At 31.9% G+C, this 14,142-nt stretch carries 16 protein-coding genes; 11 read left to right on the forward strand and 5 right to left on the reverse strand.

The features are described from left to right. The first annotated feature begins 52 nt into the window (after positions 1-52). The 8 genes from HNV10_RS12895 to HNV10_RS12930 all read left to right on the forward strand — a co-directional run bounded on the left by HNV10_RS12895 (position 53) and on the right by HNV10_RS12930 (position 7,129). The gene (locus HNV10_RS12895) at positions 53-1,675 is read left to right on the forward strand and encodes a S8 family serine peptidase (protein ID WP_173301796.1); all 1,623 of its coding nucleotides are present in this window, start codon (positions 53-55) and stop codon (positions 1,673-1,675) included. Between the two features lie 150 nt (positions 1,676-1,825). Then, complete coding sequence (locus HNV10_RS12900; RefSeq protein WP_173301797.1) at positions 1,826-2,767, forward strand: NAD(P)H-dependent flavin oxidoreductase; 942 nt, start codon at positions 1,826-1,828, stop codon at positions 2,765-2,767. Positions 2,768-2,987: 220 nt separating this feature from the next. Beyond that, positions 2,988-3,563 (forward strand): hypothetical protein, encoded by a 576-nt coding sequence (locus tag HNV10_RS12905; RefSeq protein WP_173301798.1) that lies wholly within the window; start codon positions 2,988-2,990, stop codon positions 3,561-3,563. A gap of 137 nt (positions 3,564-3,700) precedes the next feature. Then, a complete protein-coding gene (locus tag HNV10_RS12910; RefSeq protein WP_173301799.1) occupies positions 3,701-4,219 on the forward strand; it encodes a DUF3124 domain-containing protein in 519 nt (172 codons plus the stop codon). After that, the gene (locus HNV10_RS12915; RefSeq protein WP_173301800.1) at positions 4,220-4,828 is read left to right on the forward strand and encodes a MarC family protein; all 609 of its coding nucleotides are present in this window, start codon (positions 4,220-4,222) and stop codon (positions 4,826-4,828) included. Positions 4,829-4,867: 39 nt separating this feature from the next. Then, positions 4,868-6,253 (forward strand): MATE family efflux transporter, encoded by a 1,386-nt coding sequence (locus HNV10_RS12920; RefSeq protein WP_173301801.1) that lies wholly within the window; start codon positions 4,868-4,870, stop codon positions 6,251-6,253. 79 nt (positions 6,254-6,332) lie between these two features. Then, a complete protein-coding gene (locus tag HNV10_RS12925) occupies positions 6,333-6,560 on the forward strand; it encodes a hypothetical protein (RefSeq protein ID WP_173301802.1) in 228 nt (75 codons plus the stop codon). After that, positions 6,560-7,129: a phosphatase PAP2 family protein gene (locus HNV10_RS12930; RefSeq protein ID WP_173301803.1), complete on the forward strand. Its 570-nt coding sequence runs from the start codon at positions 6,560-6,562 to the stop codon at positions 7,127-7,129. The genes HNV10_RS12925 and HNV10_RS12930 overlap by 1 nt, the downstream gene beginning before the upstream one ends. Here the strand turns inward: HNV10_RS12930 and HNV10_RS12935 are convergent. From HNV10_RS12935 to HNV10_RS12955, 5 genes are all read right to left on the reverse strand, one after another. Further along, positions 7,116-8,726: an ArnT family glycosyltransferase gene (locus tag HNV10_RS12935; RefSeq protein WP_173301804.1), complete on the reverse strand. Its 1,611-nt coding sequence runs from the start codon at positions 8,724-8,726 to the stop codon at positions 7,116-7,118. The genes HNV10_RS12930 and HNV10_RS12935 overlap by 14 nt on opposite strands. Before the next feature lie 2 nt (positions 8,727-8,728). Beyond that, positions 8,729-9,352: a lipid-A-disaccharide synthase N-terminal domain-containing protein gene (locus tag HNV10_RS12940; protein ID WP_173301805.1), complete on the reverse strand. Its 624-nt coding sequence runs from the start codon at positions 9,350-9,352 to the stop codon at positions 8,729-8,731. Between the two features lie 8 nt (positions 9,353-9,360). After that, the gene (locus HNV10_RS12945) at positions 9,361-10,077 is read right to left on the reverse strand and encodes a glycosyltransferase (RefSeq protein ID WP_173301806.1); all 717 of its coding nucleotides are present in this window, start codon (positions 10,075-10,077) and stop codon (positions 9,361-9,363) included. A gap of 77 nt (positions 10,078-10,154) precedes the next feature. Further along, positions 10,155-10,382 (reverse strand): hypothetical protein, encoded by a 228-nt coding sequence (locus HNV10_RS12950; RefSeq protein ID WP_173301807.1) that lies wholly within the window; start codon positions 10,380-10,382, stop codon positions 10,155-10,157. Between the two features lie 152 nt (positions 10,383-10,534). Next, the gene (locus HNV10_RS12955) at positions 10,535-11,104 is read right to left on the reverse strand and encodes a DUF2911 domain-containing protein (RefSeq protein WP_173301808.1); all 570 of its coding nucleotides are present in this window, start codon (positions 11,102-11,104) and stop codon (positions 10,535-10,537) included. A gap of 267 nt (positions 11,105-11,371) precedes the next feature. On the opposite strand from HNV10_RS12955, the gene HNV10_RS12960 reads away from it, so the two are divergent. From HNV10_RS12960 to HNV10_RS12970, 3 genes are read left to right on the forward strand one after another with little or no spacing between them, the layout of a single operon-like run. Next, entirely contained in the window at positions 11,372-11,869 is a 498-nt protein-coding gene (locus tag HNV10_RS12960; RefSeq protein ID WP_173301809.1) for an RNA polymerase sigma factor, read from the forward strand. After that, positions 11,853-12,422, forward strand: a complete 570-nt coding sequence (locus tag HNV10_RS12965) for a hypothetical protein (protein ID WP_173301810.1) — start codon at positions 11,853-11,855, stop codon at positions 12,420-12,422. Before HNV10_RS12960 ends, HNV10_RS12965 begins: the two co-directional genes overlap by 17 nt. Positions 12,423-12,468: 46 nt before the next feature. After that, positions 12,469-14,055 carry a hypothetical protein gene (locus HNV10_RS12970; protein WP_173301811.1) on the forward strand — a complete coding sequence of 529 codons (1,587 nt, stop codon included), beginning with the start codon at positions 12,469-12,471 and terminating at the stop codon, positions 14,053-14,055. The last annotated feature ends 87 nt before the right edge of the window (positions 14,056-14,142 follow it).

A 14,142-nucleotide genomic window follows, 5' to 3' on the forward strand; every position in this document is an offset into this window, starting at 1 on the left:
AAGGTTTAGTTTCTTTTACTGACTAAAACTTTAAACCTAAATAAGCAAATCCATGAAAAACATTTTTACATTATTACTTCTATTTCTTGTAATTGGAAAAGGTTTTTCGCAAGAAGATGCATGGATTTACCTAACTGACAAACCAAACGTTGCTGCTTCAATTGCAAATCCTATAAGTATACTGACGCAAAAAGCAATTGATAGAAAACAGAATCATAATGTAGCAATAGATGAACGTGATGTGCCTGTGAATGAAACTTATATTTCAGATTTAAAACTTCAGACAGGGATTACAGTAATGGCAAAATCAAAATGGTTTAATGCTATACATGTAAGAGGTATAGAAGCAGATATTAATGCGCTTAGTAATTTAAATTATGTAGATCGTATTGATTTTGCTAATAAAAGTTTAAATGCAGCATCAAGAAACACTTCTAATTTAAATAAATGGGAAGTAGAAAATTCAACCATCGCTTTTACTTATGGAGACACGCAAAATCAAGTAGAAATGATTAATGCAGATAATTTGCATATAGCAGATTTTACAGGAGAAGGCATTACTATTGCTGTAATGGATGCTGGTTTTCCTAGTGTAAACACAATGTCTGGTTTTCAACGTTTAAGAGATAATGGCGATTTACTAAATGGTTACGATTTTGTAGATAGAGTTTCAGATGTTTATGCTTTTACCGGAAACAATCATGGTACAAAAGTATTGAGTACAATGGCTGGTTTTGTTCAAAATCTATACGTTGGTACAGCTCCTGATGCTTCGTATTATTTATTTAGAACCGAAGACTCAGCAAGTGAAAACCCTGTAGAAGAAAGTTATTGGGTAGAAGCAGCAGAACGTGCAGATAGTTTGGGTGTAGATATGATTAATACATCATTGGGTTACACAGATTACGATAACTCTAACTACGATTATACACCTGCAGATATGAATGGGCAAGTTACTTACATTGCCAAAGGCGCTTCTATTGCTGCAGAAAAAGGTATTTTAGTAGTAGTAAGTGCTGGTAATTCTGGCGCAACAGCTTGGCAAACGGTTGGTTCGCCTGCAGATTCACCAGATGTATTAAGTATTGGGGCTGTAAATGCAGACGGAAATTATGTGTCTTTTAGTTCGCAAGGAAGTTCAGCACAAGTGGGTTATCAAAAACCAGATGTGGTTGCCAGAGGAGGAGCAACTTTTGTTATAGACCAATTTGATGCTATTGTTCAAAATAACGGAACATCGTTTAGTGGACCAATTATGTGTGGCGGAATTGCATCATTATGGCAAGCAATACCTAATGCTTCACCAACTGAAGTTATGAATTTGGTTAGAGAATCTGCATCGCAATACACGTCACCAGATAATTTTTTAGGCTATGGTATTCCAGATTTAGATTTAGCGAGAACAAATGCTTTATCTGTAGATGCTGTTGAATTAGAAACCTTCACTATTTACCCTAATCCTTCGCCTTCAAGGTTAAATATTAAAATGCCATCAACAGTAAATAAAGTTGAAGTTTCTATTTGTAATCAAATAGGGCAAGAAGTGATACAACAATACATCACTCAAGATTCAAATTATATTGATGTTTCAGAATTAGTTTCAGGTGTTTACATGATTACAGTAGTTACAAACCATAATTCTAATACGTATAAGTTTATTAAAAGTTCTAATTAGTAATTATAAACTACATCAGTTCGAGTGATTTCGAAACATGAGAAATTGTAGCGAGAACAAAGTGGACTAAAATTATCTTTATTTTCAATCGTGAAACTCGTTTGAATTGTCGAAATTTATACTCTATTTTAATAGATTTAATTTCTAAACATGGCAAATAAAATCACGTCACTTTTCAATATAAAATATCCAATTATCCAAGCCGGAATGATTTGGAATAGCGGATGGAAACTAGCCTCAGCAGCAAGTAACTCAGGTATATTAGGCTTAATTGGTGCAGGTTCAATGTATCCAGAAGTTTTACGCGAGCATATTCAGAAATGTAAAGCAGCAACTGATAAACCTTTTGGTGTTAATGTACCAATGTTATATCCAGACCTAAAGGAAATTATGGATATCATTGTAGAAGAAGACGTAAAAATTGTATTTACAGCAGCCGGAAATCCTAAGACTTGGACCAAATGGTTAAAGGATAAAGGGATAACCGTTGTGCATGTGGTGAGTAGCGTAAAATTTGCACTAAAAGCACAAGAAGCTGGTGTAGATGCTGTTGTTGCTGAAGGATTTGAAGCAGGAGGACATAACGGAAGAGACGAAACCACAACCTTAACGTTAATACCAATGGTAAAAGAACAACTTCAAATTCCGTTGATTGCAGCAGGTGGTATTGCCACTGGTAAATCCATGTTAGCCTGTATGGTTTTGGGAGCAGATGGTGTACAAGTAGGAAGCCGTTTTGTAGCTAGTGAAGAATCTTCTGCACACCAAGCCTTTAAACAAGTAGTTGTAGAGGCAAAGGAAGGCGATACACAACTCACTTTAAAAGAATTGGCACCTGTAAGATTAATAAAAAACAAATTTTATAACCAAGTACAAGACTTATATAAAACAGGTCCAACAACAGAACAACTTAAAGAATTACTAGGTAGAGCAAGAGCTAAACGAGGTATGTTTGAAGGTGATTTAGACGATGGCGAATTAGAAATTGGCCAAATTTCTGGTTTAATACATGACGTGAAACCGGTTGCTAAGATTGTAGAGGATATGGTTACTGAGTTTGAGGAAGCTAAGCGATTGATAGTTAGTTTTTAGCGTAAATATTTTTGTAATAATTTTCTTTAAAACATGTAGTTTTACGTATTGATTTGCTTATTGAAAAACACTAACTTGGCTTAACAATTGATGTAAATTATAAGGAATAACGGACTTATATCGATTAGGGTTAAACGCAACACCATAACTATGTTAAAAATATACACATCCAACCAAATGCAATCTATTATCAATATCTTAAACAATTAATTATTTAGCCATGAGAAAAAGACTCCTCCTTTCTATACTTACATTAGGACTTTTAGGTTGTGAACATGAAAATCAAAAAAATAGCAACCTAACAAATTTAGAAACAGTAGATGGTTTTGTTGATGTACCTCTCACCATATTAGAAACTAAGGAGTTAGATGAGTATTTTGAGTACAACACTGGTGCTATGGTAAATAAAGACACTATTGGTCTCATTGTGAGGTTAAAAAAAAACATTCCTGCAGGATTTGTTAATGGTCAACCTAAAAATATGTTTTTAAGTGAAGGCATTCAATTTGTTTCAAAAGGAAAAGAAAGTGATGATTTATTGAGTTTTTTATCTTATAAATATGGACTTAATAATAGTAACCTTAAGCTAAAGGATTCTCAAACCTTTACATGCGCTAATCTTAATCAAGAAAAGACAAATTATAATATAGGAGAAAGCCGATTTAAGATTTTCTTAGAAGGCGAAGAAGACTATTCAGAACTTTATGTAAACTTTAATTTCTCAAAAGGCGTTGTTTATTTAAATGAAAAAGATGAAGAATATAGAGCACCATTAATAAAACTATTAAAAAAGTAGAAGCTCTAATATTGTTAAATAGATATAGCTTAAGTGTTATTTAAATATAGGTAAACAACACTTAATTATCCTAAAAATAAATTCTATCAACTAAAATCAATCTATTATCTTTATCTTATCTAAATAACATTTACATCATGAAAAAAATAATAGTTCTATCAGTAATACTTTTAGGTTTTTATGCTTGTGAAAATAAGATAAACTTAGATCCAGAAGAACCAATTAAGGTTAATTGGAATGAGCGTGTAGCTTCTATTTCAATAGCAGATTCTCTTTTAAATACTGGACATTCATATTTGTCTATATATTCTCAGATTTATAGTTATTCGCAACACAAAACCTATAACCTTACAGCAATGGTAAGTTTAAGAAATGTAAGTATGACGGATACAATCTATCTAACCAATGCAGATTATTACGATACGCATGGTACACTTTTAAAAAGTTATATTAAAAACCCTGTGTTTTTAGCACCTTTAGAAACCGTTGAAATTGTTATAGATGAATCAGACATTTCAGGTGGCACAGGTTCTAATTTTCTGTTTGATTGGAAAACACCAAAAGAAGCACCAGAACCTCTTTTTGAAGGCGTAATGACGTCTACAGCAGGTCAGCAAGGGTTGTCTTTTGTAACGCATGCCAAAAGAATTAGATAAATGGCAGAAATTTTAACGAGTATTTTTTTTCTATTTGCAGTTATTGATCCTATTGGTTCAGTGCCTGTATTTTTAGAGGCAACAAAAGAGTTTGATAAAACATATAAGAAGAAAATTGCGCTTAGAGCATCTGGTATAGCATTTTTAATTTTACTCTTTTTTATTGTTATTGGTCAGCTTATATTAGAAGGTATGGAGGTGTCTTTAGATGCGTTTCAAATTTCTGGTGGTGTAATCTTATTTTTGTTTGCTTTAACCATGATATTTGGAGATGGTAAACCCGAAAAGGAGAAAAGTCAAATTTCAGATTATAAGCATGTCACAATATTTCCTGTTGCTATTCCGTCTATTGCGTCGCCTGGAGCAATAATGGCTGTTGTATTATTAACAGATAATCATATTTATACCATTAACGAACAGATATTAACCACATTTTTAGTTTTAATAGTAATTGGATTAACCAGTTTAATTTTATTGGCTGCAACTAAAGTACAAGAGCGCATCGGTAGCTATGGAATTACCGTAATTAGTAAAATTATGGGCTTAATTTTAGCTGCTTATGCTGTACAGAATATCTTATCCGGAATTTCAGATTATTTTGCGAAATAATTAGACCGTTATAGCGAAACGAAGTATTACTTTTGCAAAATGGTTTTAAGTGACTACACAAAAGAATTTAAGTACAATCTCAAATTAGCATCACCTGTAATGTTAGGTATGTTGGGTCATACCTTTGTGAGTTTTGTAGATAATGTTATGGTTGGTCAGTTAGGTGCTGCAGAACTTGCTGCAGTATCATTAGGTAATAGTTTTATATTTATTGCCATGTCTTTAGGTATTGGGTTTTCTACAGCTATTACGCCTTTAGTGGCAGAAGCAGATACCGAAAATAATTTTGAAAAAGGAAAATCAGTTTTTAAACATGGATTGTTTTTATGCACTGTTTTAGGGTTATTTCTATTTATAATGCTCTTATTTGCTAAACCCTTAATGTACGTAATGGATCAGCCCGAAGAAGTGGTTGCTTTAGCAATTCCGTATTTAGATTTAGTAGCTTTTTCGTTGGTTCCTTTAATTATTTTTCAGGCCTTTAAACAATTTAGTGATGGTTTATCGCTTACCAAATACCCAATGTATGCTACCATTGTTGCCAATGTACTTAATGTGGTAATCAATTATGTTTTAATATTTGGTAAGTTTGGTTTCCCAGAAATGGGCATTGTTGGTGCTGCTGTTGGGACATTAATATCTCGGTTTGTAATGGTAGCGCATTTATGGTGGTTATTGGCTAAACGCACAAAATCTAAGGCATTTGTTACTAATATTAAATTCTTTCAACTTAGAAAACAGCCTTTAAAGAAATTGAGCAATTTAGGTTTGCCAAGTGCAATGCAAATGTTTTTTGAAGTAGCCATTTTTACAGCAGCTATATGGTTGAGTGGTACATTGGGTGCCAACCAACAAGCCGCAAACCAAATAGCCTTAAATTTGTCCTCAATGACCTTTATGGTAGCCACAGGATTAAGTGTTGCTGCTATGATTAGAGTTGGTAACCAAAAAGGATTAAAAGATTTTAAAGCCTTAAAACGTATTGCAGAATCCATATTTTTAATTGGCTTTTTCTTCGCAGTTGTTTTTGCTCTGTTTTTTGTGGTATTTCATACTATGCTTCCTAAATTATATGTAGATTTAGATGATCCAGCAAATGCGTTAGATACGGCTGAGGTTGTAAAAATTGCAGCCACGTTATTGTTGGCATCTGCTGTTTTTCAGATTAGCGATAGTCTTCAAGTTATTGCGCTTGGTGCTTTACGTGGACTTCAAGATGTTAAGATTCCAACTATAATAACGTTTATTTCGTATTGGGTTGTTGGTTTTCCTGTGAGTTATTATTTAGGAAAAGAAGATGCATACGGAAGTTTAGGTATTTGGATAGGTCTTATTGTAGCACTTAGTGTTGCTGCATTTTTATTATTTATTAGGTTTAATTATTTGACTAAACGGTTGATTTTAAAAAGTGCTTCTAACTCATAACTAAATTCGTATTTTTGCTGCACAATTAAGAAACTTTAGGCACTCTAAGTACATATAATTTTTAACTTAACAGACAAACATGGAATTACCAAAATTCATATTAGGAGATAATACAGATCATCCTGAAGCTATATATATTATTCACACAGAGTTTCCTCGTTTTATCATTAATCTCGAAAATGATGAAGTAGAATGGTTTGAAGAATTTGACCAACATGATGAAAAAGAATTAGAAACTGAAACAGAAAACTATATTAAAGAAGCTACAGATTTTTACGATAGAGAAGTAGCGAGATACGACGATTAATGTTAGAACAACTTTTACAATACGATACTGACCTTTTTTTATATCTAAATAATCTAGGTTCTAAAACTTGGGATACGATGTGGTTGGTAATTACCAACAAGTTCTCATCCATACCTTTGTATCTTATTTTGTTGTTTTTAATTTATAAAAAATTTGGTTGGAAAGCGCTATTGTTAATGGTTTTTGTAATTGCAGGTATGATTGCTTTTACGGACCAAATGACTAATTTATTTAAAGATACCTTTCAGCGCCCTCGACCTTGTAGAGCAGAAGGAATAATGGATTTAACCCGTTTTATTGCGCCTCGTTGTGGTAAATATGGTTTTTTCTCTGGTCATTCTTCTAACTCAATGGCAACTGCGATTTTTGCAGGTTTGTTATTAAAACCATATTTTAAAAATCTAATTTATATACTACTTATCTGGAGTTTAGTGGTGGCTTACAGTCGTATTTATGTTGGTGTACATTATCCTATAGATGTAGTTTGCGGCTTAACCTTTGGTGTGTTTTCGGGCTTTGCATTCTATAAACTAACGCTATATCTTATTAAACGATTTATTTCAGAGTAAGTTTATAAAGTTGATTGACCAATCTCGATTTATGATCTCTTGCAGAAAAGTTTAAGTCGTACGTAGCAATAAACTCAATATTATACAATTTAGAAAGTTCAATAATTTCTTCTGGTTTTGATTTTGAAGTGAGAAGATTGAATTGTTTCTCGGCAGGAATCACAATACCATCATCCGTTTTTATACTCAGTATTTTATCGCCATAATTATAAATCGCCTCAGGCGAAACACCATCTAAAGTATAAAGTGGAAGGTTACTTGAAGCAAGGTCTGCGACAGATTTATAATGTTCTTGCGCTTGAAGCTTTACAAGAGGTAATACCAAAAACCCAATACTCATCATAAAAGCAACAACAAGGTAAAAAACGGTTTTAATATTTTTTGCTCTTAGTTGTTTAAATATGAAGAAACCAATAACGGCTAATACAAGACTAGAAACGATAAATCTAATTTTAAAAATCCCAGGTGAAGCGGTCAATAAAAACATACCAGAAACCCAAAATAATAGCGATATACTTCCAATTAAACCAAATTGAAAGTAGACTGGAATAGTTTCTCTCTTAGATTTGAGAGTCTTAAATTCACGAATTAGATATTCAATATAAAAGCCAATATTTATAGCTAAAGGAATTAAAACAGGCATTAAATAACGCGATTTCTTTTCAGGAATAACAGAGAGAAGAATTACAGCAATAATAGTCCAAAAGAAACTAAAACGATAGGCTTTTAAATTCAAAACTCTCGTTTTCATATAAGGATAGAGTAAACTGATAAACGCAGGTATAGTCCATAAACCACTCTGAACAAAGAAACTCCAATAATAATAAAAGGGTCTTACATTATAACTGCTCCAATTAGAAGTTTCGCGTTCTGCAATGGCTGTAAATGTTTCAGGATCTGCAACTCTCACATGAAAATACCACCAACCACCTAAAACAATTCCGAATACTAAAAGGCTTACTAATTTTAAAAAATGAATGGGTTTTCCTTTAAATTTAAATGCAATACCATACGAAATCACAAATGGTAAGAATAATACATAAAGCGAAACAGGTCCTTTAGATAATACAGAACCAGCTAAACAAAATACAAAAAGTAAACTTCTTAATAGCGATGTGCTTTCACTTTTAAATAATATAAATAACTGATACAAAGCCATCAACATTAGGCCATGCGTATAAATATCCCAAGGAGCTTCTATAGTTATACCAATACAATAAAATGACGTTATTACAATAAATCCATTAATTAAACTATGGCTTTTACTAAGCTCTAGTTTTTTGGATAATAAGTAAATTGAAATCCCTAAACTCGTTAAAAAGAGCAATGCTGGTAAACGTAAAGCCCAAACGGACGTTATACCAAAAATATAACCAAATACAGCTGTAATCCATGTAGGCAAAGGTGGTTTTTGGTAACGTGGTTCGCCATTCATGGTGGTTAAAATCCAATTATCATCCGTAAGCATTTCTCTTGCCGAAATAAAATTACGAGCTTCCATAATTGTTACCGGAATTGCATCTATAGTAAAGCCAAGCATTACCAATACAAAAATTAAAAGACTAATAAGAGGATATTTTTCTATAAGTTTTATCATGCTTAATCTTTGGTTTTTCGAATTAAATACGCATTTCTGGCATAAATAATTAAGCCAAATAGATGACCAACAAACAAAACAGGATCTTCTCTAATAATGGCATAGGTAAGTATTAATCCTGCGCCAATTAAACTCAAAACCCAAAATCCCATTGGTAAAGTTGATTCTTTTTGTTTTTCAGAATGAATCCATTGATACACAAAACGTAATGTAAAAACGACTTGAGCTACGATTCCTAAAACTAATAACCATGTTGGTATATCTGCATTTTTAAAAAGTAAATCAACATCTATTTTATTGTTGTTAAAGTAAAAAATAACAATAAAAATAGGTGTGAAGAATAATAGGTATTGCACTATTTTAGGAAATTTTTGCCATTGTCCTTGTAATTGTAGATTTCTAATATAAATAAAGTAGGTTAAACTTTGGCCTAACATAATGGCAAAGTCTAAGCGTAAATAACCATAAATAAATAGAAGGAAAGAAGCAATTAAACTGAGGGTCCAAAATGTTTTTGGTGTAATAACCTTGCGTTGTTTTTCGGAGGTTATCCATTGTATAATTAATCTCGAAGAAAATAAAATTTGAGCTAAAAACCCGATGCTGTAAATAATCCAGTCTTTCATGTGCTAGATTATTTACTAGATTTTGAAACTTCGTAATTAATATATTTTTTCTTCATCCATAGATAAGCAAAGCAATCCATTAATGGACCTAAAAGTCTGTTCCATAGTCCAAATTTAGCCGTGCCAGCCATTCTTGGAAAATGCTGAACCGTTACTTGTGTAACTCGCCCGTTTTGAAGCATTATCATTGCAGGTAAAAAACGATGTAACCCTCTAAACATTGGTATGCGTTTAGCGTAGTCTGTTTTAATTATTTTTAGAGGACAACCAGTGTCATCCATACCATCGTGAGTAAAAGCACGTCTTATGCCATTAGCAATTTTAGAAGACATGTTTTTTACAAATGAATCTTTTCGGTTAGAGCGCACACCAGTTACTAATTCATAAGCATCAATGTGTTTTAATAAAATATTAAAATCTTCAGGAGTGGTTTGCAAATCAGAGTCAATGTAACCAACCAGTTCAGAATCTACATAATCAAAACCAGCTTTAATAGCTGCACTTAAACCTCTGTTTTCTTTAAAAAGAATATAATCGAAGGCTTCGTTACGCTCGCAAATGGCTTCTATTAACGCCTGACTTTTATCTGTAGAACCATCATTTACAAATAAAATAGACGTAGATACTGTAGCAATTTTAATATAGCTAGAAAGTTCTTTCTCTACACGTTCTAAATTGTCTTCTTCGTTATAAACAGGTACTATGATGGTAAACTTATACGTCATGCGTTTAATTGCTTAGTCTGTGCAAAAGTATTGTTTTTTATTGTACTGATAAAGACTAATTCGTGATAGCCGTTTAATTAAATAAACATTCTCCAAATACTAAAAACAGAAATAATAATAGCAGCTAAAGATATTAAAACAGCAACTAAAGCCAATTCTTTTATTCTATCTTTTATAGCTATGATTATACTAACAATAAAACCTATAGCTGGTGGAATTCCATAATAGTATTTGAAACTATAACTGAGTAATTCTGTTAAACCAAACAAAGCTCTATTTTTTCCTGTAGATGCAGAATAATCCAAATATATGCTAACCTGAATTTTTATTAAAACAATCAGACAAAAACCGCTGACAATTATAATGCTATAAATAATTTTTTTATTCAAAATTAAGTAAGTATTTGGCAGTAGTAAAAGGTGTTATTATTACTTCTTTTGCATCTACAGGTAATAATCTACGGTTTTGTTGGTGATTTGTATTCTGATAAAGGAACTTCAATAAATGTATTGTCCCAAGCCATGGTAAGTTTTAATTTTCCTGTTTTGTGATCAAAGGCAATGGTAAATTGCTCTACTATTTCATCAATATGTTCTGCAGCAACTTCAATTTCTAAAGCATCATAATTAGGATCCCACATTGGTTCCATTTTTTCATTAACTCCCCAATCATATTGCTTAGAATTAAACATCACTTTCCATGTGTTTTCCATAGGAACCGTCCAAATGGTATATTTTCCTTTTCTTAAAACCATGCCATCAATTAATAAGTCTTTGTTGGTTTCAAACGTTGTTGCTTCGTTTGCACCAGTTCGCCATACTTTATCAAAAGGTACAAGTGCGCCAAATACCACACGTTCTCGCTTAGACGGTCGGTTGTATTCCACTTTTAGTTTTAAATCGTTTAATGTAATTTCTGCAGTATCTTTTGGGCTTAAACGAGGTGCAAAAATATTTTCTACAAACACAGAATATAATAGTAAACCTAAGGCTAAGATACTTAGTATAATGAGGAGGCGTTTTAACATAGTCTTTATTCTATAAATTAAGTCAGTTCAATGAAATGCAAACTTATGCATTCTAAGTTTAAAGATAATTCAAATCAGTAAATTTATAAACTACAAACGATGAATTTTCAGCATTTCTTATAAAAACGGATTTTTTTTGAAAAATTTTGCAACACTTCATTTTTTGTGTCGTCTTTAAGGTGTAATCAATCAAAAACCAAAAGTAAAATTAGCACGTTTCAAATTCATATAGTTGAACAATGCAAACAGAACAATAGGCAAGCGCAAATGCAATTGTATAATCAATATTGTAATGGTATGTTGGCTGTAGCCAATAGATATATAGATAATACCATGGAAGCTGAGGACGTTGTGCAAGATGCATTTATAAAAGCATTTTCAAAGTTAGAGCAGTATAAAGCCGAAGTAAGTTTTGGAGCATGGTTAAAACGTATTGTAATTAATAGATGTATTGATGTTTTAAAATCTAAGCATCAACGAATGGTAGAATTAGAAGATTTTCATTTAAATGTTATAGCTGATTATAATGAAAATGATTGGGAAATTGAAAAAGGAATAACCGTTGAAAATGTAAACCAAGAAATTGAAAAATTACCAGAAAAATATAAATATGTAGTGTTACTGTATTTAGTTGAAGGTTACGATCATCAAGAAATTTCTGAAATATTAAACATTACCGAAGTTGCCTCTAGAACACAACTATCACGAGGAAAACAAAAATTGAAAAATGCCTTAAAATTGAAAAGAAATGAAGCAAGATATTAGAGATTTATACAAAATTGAATCTAAAAACGATGCGGTTAAAATGTCCGAAGGACATGAGTTACGTTTTCTTCAGAAACTAGAAAAAGAATTACCAATACAGCAAAAGTCAACAAATAGGTTTATTCTTTTTAAAATTGCTGCAAGTGTTACTCTCTTATTAGGGTTGAGTTTTGGCGCCTTTAAATATTTTAAAGCATCTAAAGTAGAAACGGATCCAATTGAAGTTGTAAATACAGAAATAAAATCCTTAGGAGACGTTTCACCAGACTTTAAACGTGTTGAGGACTATTATTTGGCAAGTATTAACCTAGAATTGTCTAAAGTGCAACTAACACCAGAGAATAAAGAACTTTTTGATGGTTATATAGAACGATTAAAAGAGTTAAATGATGAATATAAAAAGTTAACCATTGAGCTTAATGAAAATGGACCAAATGAAGCCACTTTAGATGCTTTAATTGAGAATTTAAAGTATCGTTTAAAACTGGTAATGCGATTAAAAGATAAACTCAATGACTTTAATTTAGAGTCTTTAGAACAACAGAATATATAATTATCAATCAATCAATCAAAAAACGAACAGTTAAATCAAAAAAAACATGAAAAAAATTAGAATCTTAGTATTGTGTCTCATCACCACTTTGGGGTATGCACAAAAAAAATTAAGTAAAACATCACAATCTATTAATGTAAATAAAGATGTCGTTGTTGACTTAAATACGAGTTATGTAGAAATACAACTAGAGACTTGGAATAAAAATACTGTAGAAGTTGAAGCTTATATTGAAAGCGAAAAGTTAACTAAAGAGGAATTAAAACATGCATTAGAGTCTTGGAATCTTAAAATCGAAGGTTCTAATGATAAAGTGACAATATCCTCGAGTGGAGGCAGTAGATTTGGTGTAGTTGACGCAAGTGAATATCCAAGTTTAATAAAAGAGTTAGAATATCAACTCATTGAAATGCCAGAGCTTCCAGAACTGCCAGAATTCCCAGAACTGCCAGAGATGGTTAATATGCCAAAGATGCCAGAACTACCAGATATGCCAGTTATGCCTAAATTACCAGAGTTGCCTAAAGGTGTCACAACTATTGAATTTGATTATGAAAAATACCAAAAAGATGGTGAGAATTATTTGGCAGAATGGAGTAAAAAATATGAAAAGAAAGGTGGAAAAGAATTTCAGAAAAAGATGGAAGATTGGGCCAGAAAATTCGGTGAGTCTGGTTATCAAGAAAAAATGGAAAAATGGGGAAAAGAATACGCAGAACGTTTTGATGGTAAGTGGACTAAAGAAATGGAAAAATGGGGCGAAAAATTTGGAGAGAAATATGGAAAGGATATGGAGAAATGGGGAGAAGAGTTTGGTGAGCGTTTTGGTGAAGAATGGGAAGAGAAAATGGCAATTTGGGGCGAACGCTTTAGTAATGAAATGGATGAACGCTCAGAAGCTTTAGAACAAAGAAAAGAGGCTCTTAAGAATAGAAAAGAGACTTTGTATAAAGAAAATGAAGCTCGCAGAAAAGCTCTAGAAGCAAGACGAGATGAATTAAACAATAGAAGAGACGTACGCGTAATTCAACGATTAGAATCAGGGACTAACAGCAAAGTAAAAAAGGTATTGAAAATTAAGATTCCTAAAAAAGCAAAACTAAAAACTAATATAAGACATGGCGAATTAAAATTGTCTTCTGTTATTTATAATATGAAAGGTGATATTTCACATTCCTTTTTATTAGCAGAACACATTGATGGAGGTGACACTTCCATCAATGTGTCTTATTCACCTGTGGTCATAGATACCTGGAGTTTAGGTACGCTTAATCTTAATTTTGTAAATAAAGCTCAAATTACAAATGGTAATAATTTAGTGCTAAATTCTAAATCGTCTAATATTAATATTGAAAATTTAACTGATACAGGAATTATTGACGGCAGTTTTGGAGACCTTACTATTTCTAACCTTTCTCAAACATTTAAGAATCTTAATTTAGTTTTAGAAAATAGCGATGCATTGGTTAATTTACCCGATAATCTATATTACACGCTTTACTTTAAAGGCAATCGTTCTAAGTTGAATAATAAAACAACAGAGCAAAAAACGATTAGAAATTATCCTAATGGTGAAAGCTCTAACCGAAGTATTGTAATTAATGCTAAGTATAGTGATGTGATTATTAATTAAAGTTTTTTTTTATTTGAATTTACTCTAGAATATTAAAGTCTTCAAGTAAATTAGTTTTATTTTTTTGAAGCACAATTTCTTCATGTT

It is taken from the genome of Winogradskyella litoriviva, from assembly GCF_013249065.1.
Lineage (GTDB): Bacteria > Bacteroidota > Bacteroidia > Flavobacteriales > Flavobacteriaceae > Winogradskyella > Winogradskyella litoriviva.

Bases quoted from the DNA above. Each gene is read 5' to 3' on its own strand.
- HNV10_RS12895 (WP_173301796.1), top strand. From the start codon at position 53: ATGAAAAACATTTTTACATTATTACTTCTATTTCTTGTAATTGGAAAA.
- HNV10_RS12900 (WP_173301797.1), top strand. From the start codon at position 1,826: ATGGCAAATAAAATCACGTCACTTTTCAATATAAAATATCCAATTATC.
- HNV10_RS12905 (WP_173301798.1), top strand. From the start codon at position 2,988: ATGAGAAAAAGACTCCTCCTTTCTATACTTACATTAGGACTTTTAGGT.
- HNV10_RS12910 (WP_173301799.1), top strand. From the start codon at position 3,701: ATGAAAAAAATAATAGTTCTATCAGTAATACTTTTAGGTTTTTATGCT.
- HNV10_RS12915 (WP_173301800.1), top strand. From the start codon at position 4,220: ATGGCAGAAATTTTAACGAGTATTTTTTTTCTATTTGCAGTTATTGAT.
- HNV10_RS12920 (WP_173301801.1), top strand. From the start codon at position 4,868: ATGGTTTTAAGTGACTACACAAAAGAATTTAAGTACAATCTCAAATTA.
- HNV10_RS12925 (WP_173301802.1), top strand. From the start codon at position 6,333: ATGGAATTACCAAAATTCATATTAGGAGATAATACAGATCATCCTGAA.
- HNV10_RS12930 (WP_173301803.1), top strand. From the start codon at position 6,560: ATGTTAGAACAACTTTTACAATACGATACTGACCTTTTTTTATATCTA.
- HNV10_RS12935 (WP_173301804.1), bottom strand. From the start codon at position 8,726: ATGATAAAACTTATAGAAAAATATCCTCTTATTAGTCTTTTAATTTTT.
- HNV10_RS12940 (WP_173301805.1), bottom strand. From the start codon at position 9,352: ATGAAAGACTGGATTATTTACAGCATCGGGTTTTTAGCTCAAATTTTA.
- HNV10_RS12945 (WP_173301806.1), bottom strand. From the start codon at position 10,077: ATGACGTATAAGTTTACCATCATAGTACCTGTTTATAACGAAGAAGAC.
- HNV10_RS12955 (WP_173301808.1), bottom strand. From the start codon at position 11,104: ATGTTAAAACGCCTCCTCATTATACTAAGTATCTTAGCCTTAGGTTTA.
- HNV10_RS12960 (WP_173301809.1), top strand. From the start codon at position 11,372: ATGCAATTGTATAATCAATATTGTAATGGTATGTTGGCTGTAGCCAAT.
- HNV10_RS12965 (WP_173301810.1), top strand. From the start codon at position 11,853: ATGAAGCAAGATATTAGAGATTTATACAAAATTGAATCTAAAAACGAT.
- HNV10_RS12970 (WP_173301811.1), top strand. From the start codon at position 12,469: ATGAAAAAAATTAGAATCTTAGTATTGTGTCTCATCACCACTTTGGGG.